The following is a 6,874-nucleotide window of genomic DNA, read 5'->3' as shown; positions in this document are numbered from 1 at the left end:
TAATTTATAAAATCTACTCAGTTAGTGAAACTTTATAATTTAAAAGATTTTAAGTCCTTTTTTCAAAAAAGGAAATGAAAGTATAACCAATTAAACTTAAAAGGGGATTAAATAATATAAATATTTGTGTAAGTATTTATATAAGTATTTGGTGGGTTAAAAAATGGGGGCTATATTTTAATGATAATAAAAAATGCAAGATATAATATACTATTATTAGGATTAAAAGGCTTGACTTAGGGAAGATAAATTCCCTAAGTTTAGAAATATTTAAAAAATTTTAATATTTTAAAAAATACTCTTGAATTTTTTTAGGATCACTTGTTTTTGTAAGCGCTAACATAAGCAAAACTCTTGCTTTTTGAGGATTCAAATCTTCAGCACTAATAAAACCTAATTTTTCATCTGAATCACTCACAGCAACACGACCTGCTACAACCCTTGAACTTACAACAACATCAAGTCCTTTTTTTATAAGCTCTTTTAAAACATTTTTTTGATCTTCATGTATACTTCCTGCACCACTTCCTGCAACAACTATGCCCTTAGTTCCATGTTCAAATAGAGCTTTTGCAGCGACACCGCTACCATCATTTGAATAGCTATAAAGAATATCTACTTTTGGCAAACTTGTGAGTTTGCTTACATCAAAAGGAGCGTTTTTTGCATGAGCTTTAGTAACATTATTATAGAAAAAGACTTTACCATCTACTATATAACCCAAATCCCCAAAATCAGGAGAAGAGAAAGCATCAACATTTAAACTATGGGTTTTTACTACACCTCTGGCACTTAAAATTTTATCATTCATAGCTACCATAACACCCTTGCCCTTAGACTCTTTATCAGCAGCTAATGCTACAGCATTGTAAAGATTTTTTGGCCCATCTGCACTTATAGCAGTTGATGGACGCATAGCGCCAACTAAAACTACAGGCTTATCACTTTTAATGGTTAAATTTAGAAAATAAGCAGTTTCTTCCATGGTATCAGTACCATGAGTTATAACCACACCATCCACCCCTTCAGCAAAAAGCTTATTGATTTCTTTAGCAAGCTTTAGCCAAATTTCATCACGCATATTTGAACTATCAATATTTGCTATTTGTTCCCCACTAATATTAGCTAAATCTTGAATTTGTGGAACCGCTTTGATTAAAACATCTACACCAACAACCCCAGCTGTATAACCTGTTGTAGCAACAGCACTATCAATAGAACCTGCTATAGTTCCACCTGTTGCTAAAATAGCAATCTTTGGTTTAGCTTCTGCCATACATGCTCCTATAGATAAAAATACTAATACACATAATAGTAACTTTTTCACATTTCTCCCCTTATTTTGTTAAAATTCGTTTCATTAATGAAACTTATATAATATTAATAAATAATAAATAAAAATTTTATAAAATTTATAAAATTTCTTTAATAACAAATTGTGGAGTTACTAATCCTCTAAATTCATTCTTAGAAATACTTCCAAGCAAAGAAATATTTTGATTCAATTCTGGCTCTTTATCAAAATTAAAAAATAAAGCTTCTATGGTTTTATTTTCCTTGGTTAAAATAAGCTTTAAGTGTTTTTCATCTTTACCTAGAAGTTTTTTATTTTTTACACAAAGATTTTCTAAAACAAAAAAAGGTCGTGGATTTTTATGTCCAAAAGGTTCAAAAGATTCTAAAATTTCAAGCATTTCAAAATCAATTTCGCTAGGTTCTAAGATTCCTAAAATTTCATCCGTATCCAAAAATTCACTTTCAGAAATTTGCGAACATTCTTTTTTGATTTTATTTTTAAATTGTTCAAAATTTTCAGAGTTTAAACTGATTCCAGCAGCACCTTTATGACCACCATAATTGCTTAATATAGAATTTGTCTTAGAAATTAAAGCTAAAATATCAATCTTACCAACACTTCTTGCACTGCCTTTTAAGTGTTCTTCATTTTGAGAAAATACAAAAGCAGGTTTATTAAAATATTTAGCTAAACGACTTGCCACAATCCCTAAAACCCCTTCATGCCAATTTAAACCCGATACCACAATACAAGAATCGTTTTCATCGATTTGATTTAAACTATCTTCAAAAAGCTGTTTTTCTTCATCTTTACGACTTTCATTAAAACTAACAATTTGCTCTAGATATTCTAAAGCTTTATTAAAATCTTTAGTGTGTAAAAATTCATAAGAAATACTTGCATCATCCATTCTTCCAGCGCTATTTATAAGTGGAGCAATTAAAAACCCTATATTATCAAGAGCAAATTTATCCTTTTGATAATAATGCTTAATAGCCCTAAAAGCAGCTCTTTTGGATTTGTTAATATGATCTATACCACGCCTTACTAAAGCACGATTTAAATCTCTAAGCTCCATCATATCTGCAATAATTGCAATCGCCAAAAGTTCTAAAAATTTACTCATATCGTATTTAAGCTTGCAAACTTCTTTTAAAGCTGCTATCAAATACCATGCCACTTGAGCTCCACAAATTTCAATTTCTGGAAAATCACAATCTTTTTGCTTTGGATTGATAATGGCAAAAGCATCAGGCAAAACATCTTGAGGCATATGATGATCAGTGATAATCAAATCTATATTTTTTTCTTTGCAGAGTTTGGCTGCTTCAATAGCAGCTATTCCATTATCTACTGTTATTATTAAATTTACATCAAGTTCGTTGATAATCTCAGCATTTAATCCATATCCATCTTTAAAACGATTTGGAATTCTTACTATATAATCAAAACCTATATCATCGAAAAATTCTGCCATAATAACACAAGAAATGATTCCATCAACATCATAATCCCCTACTATGGCGACTTTCTCATTTTTTTCTACAGCTTCTTTGATGCGATTAGCTGCTTTATATGCATCCTTTAAACAGCATGGCAAAGGCAGATCACAAAGTTTGGTATGCAAATCTTTTTCAAAGCGTGAAGCCAAAATTTTTTTAATTTCATTTTTATTAATTATCTTCATAGTTTATAGCTGCCTTGATAAAACCGCAAATCACAGGATTAACATGCTCAAGTCTTGATGTAAATTCTGGATGAAACTGCACAGCCAAGAAAAAAGGATGACAGTTAAGCTCAACTGCTTCGATCAATCCTTTGCTTTCACCACTTACAATCAAACCGTGTTTTTCAAAATCTGCTCTATATTTTGGATTTGCTTCATAACGGTGGCGGTGGCGTTCTTTTACACTTTTTGCTTCATTATAAACCTTAGCCAAAAGGGATTTTTCCTTAATATCGCATTTATAAGCTCCTAAACGCATAGTTCCGCCTAAAGGAGTTTTTGCAGTACGAATTTGTTTTTCTCCATTTGTATCCATAAATTCATCAATCAAATAAACCACAGGATTTTGGCATTTCTCATCAAATTCACTTGAATTTGCATCTTTAAGTTTTAATACATTTCTAGCAACTTCCACCAAAGTAAGCTGCATACCTAAACAAATTCCTAAAAAAGGAATTTTATTTTCTCTTGCGTATTGAATGGCTTTTATCTTACCTTCTACACCACGATATCCAAATCCCCCAGCAACTAAAATTCCACTCACATCTTTAAATACTTCAGCACTTTCCATATTTTCAAGTTTTTCACTATCTACCCATTTTAACTCCACTTTAGTATCTAGAGCTGCGCCTGCGTGTATAATAGCTTCAGTAAGGCTTTTATAGCTTTCTTTTAAATCCACATATTTGCCTACAAAAGCGATTTTAACTTCATTGCTTGGAGCTATAACTCTTTTTACCAAAGAGTCCCAATTTTCCATGTTAGGTTTTAAATTTTTCAAATCCAAAATTTCAGCAATAGGGCTTAAAATATCTTGCTTTAAAAAATTAAGTGGAATTTGATAAATACTAGCCGCATCAACACTTTCTATCACGCAATTTTTTTCCACCCCACAAGAAATAGCAATTTTATCTTTTAAATCTCTATCAAGAGCTTTTTCACTACGACAAATAATCATATCAGGACTAATGCCTATGCGTCTTAACTCGCCTACACTATGTTGAGTTGGCTTTGTTTTTAATTCTCCTGTAGCCTTGATAAACGGTACTAGAGTAAGATGAATATTCATAGCATTATTTTTACCCACTTCCAAACGCAAAGCACGAATAGCTTCTAAAAAAGGCAAGCCTTCTATATCCCCAACAGTTCCGCCTATTTCAACGATGAGTATATCTTTGCCTTCTCCTGCTTTTTTAATGCGATCTTTGATTTCTCCTACTATATGAGGGATAACTTGAATGGTTTTGCCAAGATATTCTCCACGCCTTTCTTTTTCAATCACACTTTGATAAACGCGTCCTGTAGTAAAGTTATTATCTTGAGATAAACTCTCATCCAAAAAACGCTCATAATGTCCCAAATCAAGATCCGTTTCTGCTCCATCATCAGTTACAAAAACTTCCCCATGCTCAAAAGGACTCATGGTGCCTGGATCGACATTGATATAAGGATCAGCTTTTAAAATACTCACTTTAAGCCCTGAATTTTTTAAAAGTGTTGCGATAGAAGCAGCAGCTATCCCTTTACCCAAAGAACTTAAAACTCCGCCTGTTACAAAAATATATTTTGTTTGTTTCATTGATAATAAGCCTTATTTTTTTATCTAATTATAGCTTGATAAAACTTTTTATTTCATTAGAATTTTAAGTAAAAAATGCAAGAATTATAAAAAATATTTTTATCAAAAAAGGAATAAGCATGCAAATCACTTTACTTTTTCACACTCCATTATCTATTTGTTCTCATGCAACAAGAACTTGTTGGCAAAGCTTTGAAAAAGGCGATTGCGGTGGCGAAAAAGATAAAGAACTTATCGATCGCGTGGGCAATAAATTCAAACACGCTTCAACCTTAGAACATCTAAACTATACTTTTTATATACAAGGAATTTCAAGAGCTTGTTTGCAAGAAGTTGCAAGACACCGTCACACTAGCCCTAGTGTAAAAAGCACACGTTATACCTTAAAAGAACTTCGCAATGAAGCTGAATTTAAAATAGGAGATTTTGAAAATGCAAGCCGTTATCTTGTGCTTTGTGGTAATGAAGAGGTTGATAACGCAAGCATTAAAGCCTTAGAAAATTTACGCACTATTTTACAAAAAAGCATTAGTCTAGATATAGCCAAATACTGCTTACCAGAAAGCTATAAAACCGAACTTACACTAACAATTAATGCAAGAAGTTTACAAAATTTCATATCTTTGCGTAGTTCAAAATCAGCTCTTTGGGAGATTAGAAATTTAGCAAATGCTTTATTTGAAGCCTTACCACAAGAACACAAATTTATATTTGAACATTGCCTACATAAAGATATAGAATAAATCATACTAATTTTATCTTATTTAAAATATTTTTATGCTACCATTTATAAAATCAAGCTTTATGCAAGTATATTTTCATATACCTTGTGCTTGATTATAGTTTCTTATAAGGACTTTTTATGGATAAACAATTTTTTCAAGATTTTCTAATGATTTCACAAGCTCATACTATAACTACTCTTACTATGCTTTGTGTTGTTTTTTACGCATTAAAAAAAATGCGGGATATAAAAATCAATTTTTCTCTTCGCATGCTATTTGCGCTTTTAATGGGTTTGGGGTTTGGTTTTGCTTTGCAATATTTGGCAAATTTTCCAGATGCTAAAGAAGCAAGTAATATTCTTTGGTATAGTGAAACAAAACATTGGTTTGCATTTGTAAGTTCTGTTTTTGTAGCTTTTATAAAAATGTTGGTTGTTCCCCTTGTAAGCATTTGCATTATAAAAGTAATTATAGAAATTGATAAAAATATCAAAATATCCTCCTTGCTTGGAATAAGTCTTTTTTGGATACTCTTTAGCACAGCCATAGCTGCAACCTTGGGTATATTTTTAGGTTATAGTTTTGATTTAGGAAGTAATTTTGCTATACATGAAGGAGATAAACAAATTTGCGAAATTCAAACTTTTTCAAATATTATACTAGGGCTAATACCTAGCAACATCATTACAGCTATTAATAAAGAAAATATTATAGCTATTGTCATTTTTTCTTTTTTTATAGGAATTAGTGCTAAAAAAATTTCTACAAAAGAAGAGTATGAACAAGCCTTTAAAAGTTTTCATAATTTTATCCTAACCTTTTATAATATTATGATGAACATGACTGCTACAGTTATTAGATTTATGCCTTATGCTGTAGTTTGTATGATGGCTAATGTGCTTTTAAGCAATGGTTTTGAAGCTATCAAAACAGCTGGACTTTTTATAATGCTTATTTATATAGCTATGTTTATGATGTTCGGGGTGCATTTTTTACTTCTTGCTTCACAAGGGCTAAACCCTATAAAATATGCAAAAAAAGCATTTCCTGTATGGTTATTTGCATTTAGCTCAAGATCTTCTTTGGGCACTTTGCCTATGACCACTTCAACTTTGCAAAATAAATTTGGAGTTAATTCAGCTATAGCTAATTTTGTAGCATCTATAGGTACAACAACAGGACTTAATGGTTGTGCGGGATATTTTCCAGCTTTAGCGGCAGTTTTTGTAGCTTTTGCTACACATACACATATTGATTTTACATTTGCTTTAATGATAGTTTTGGTAGCTGTTATTGGATCCTTGGGTATAGCTGGAGTACCTGGAAGTGCAACTATGGCAGCTTCTATTATGCTAGCAGGGATTGGATTTGGTAATAATTTTGTCATGCTAAGTTTGATTTTAGCCATAGATCCTATTATAGATATGGCAAGAACAGCAAGCAATGTCTCAGGAGCTATGACTTCGGCACTTTGTACTGCAAAAAATCTAAAAGCTCTAGATAAAGAAATTTACAATTCTTAATCTTTTAAAACCCAATGCTTTTCA

At 31.5% G+C, this 6,874-nt stretch carries 5 protein-coding genes; 2 read left to right on the top strand and 3 right to left on the bottom strand.

Annotated elements, in window-relative coordinates:
- Positions 1 to 280: 280 nt before the first annotated feature.
- The 3 genes from AJ936_RS07205 to AJ936_RS07195 all read right to left on the bottom strand — a co-directional run bounded on the left by AJ936_RS07205 (position 281) and on the right by AJ936_RS07195 (position 4,602).
- Positions 281 to 1,327 carry a type II asparaginase gene (locus AJ936_RS07205; protein WP_079396326.1) on the bottom strand — a complete coding sequence of 349 codons (1,047 nt, stop codon included), beginning with the start codon at positions 1,325 to 1,327 and terminating at the stop codon, positions 281 to 283.
- A gap of 85 nt (positions 1,328 to 1,412) precedes the next feature.
- Positions 1,413 to 2,984: a single-stranded-DNA-specific exonuclease RecJ gene (recJ, locus tag AJ936_RS07200; RefSeq protein ID WP_070209968.1), complete on the bottom strand. Its 1,572-nt coding sequence runs from the start codon at positions 2,982 to 2,984 to the stop codon at positions 1,413 to 1,415.
- Entirely contained in the window at positions 2,971 to 4,602 is a 1,632-nt protein-coding gene (locus AJ936_RS07195) for a CTP synthase (RefSeq protein WP_070209967.1), read from the bottom strand. The genes recJ and AJ936_RS07195 overlap by 14 nt, the downstream gene beginning before the upstream one ends.
- Positions 4,603 to 4,721: 119 nt before the next feature.
- On the opposite strand from AJ936_RS07195, the gene thyX reads away from it, so the two are divergent.
- The gene (gene thyX, locus AJ936_RS07190; RefSeq protein ID WP_002871158.1) at positions 4,722 to 5,345 is read left to right on the top strand and encodes an FAD-dependent thymidylate synthase; all 624 of its coding nucleotides are present in this window, start codon (positions 4,722 to 4,724) and stop codon (positions 5,343 to 5,345) included.
- A gap of 119 nt (positions 5,346 to 5,464) precedes the next feature.
- A complete protein-coding gene (locus tag AJ936_RS07185; protein WP_070209966.1) occupies positions 5,465 to 6,850 on the top strand; it encodes a cation:dicarboxylate symporter family transporter in 1,386 nt (461 codons plus the stop codon).
- The last annotated feature ends 24 nt before the right edge of the window (positions 6,851 to 6,874 follow it).

Source organism: Campylobacter sp. BCW_6877, from assembly GCF_001762445.1.
Classification (GTDB): Bacteria; Campylobacterota; Campylobacteria; order Campylobacterales; family Campylobacteraceae; genus Campylobacter_D; species Campylobacter_D jejuni.
This window is presented reverse-complemented; position numbering and strand designations above follow the sequence as displayed.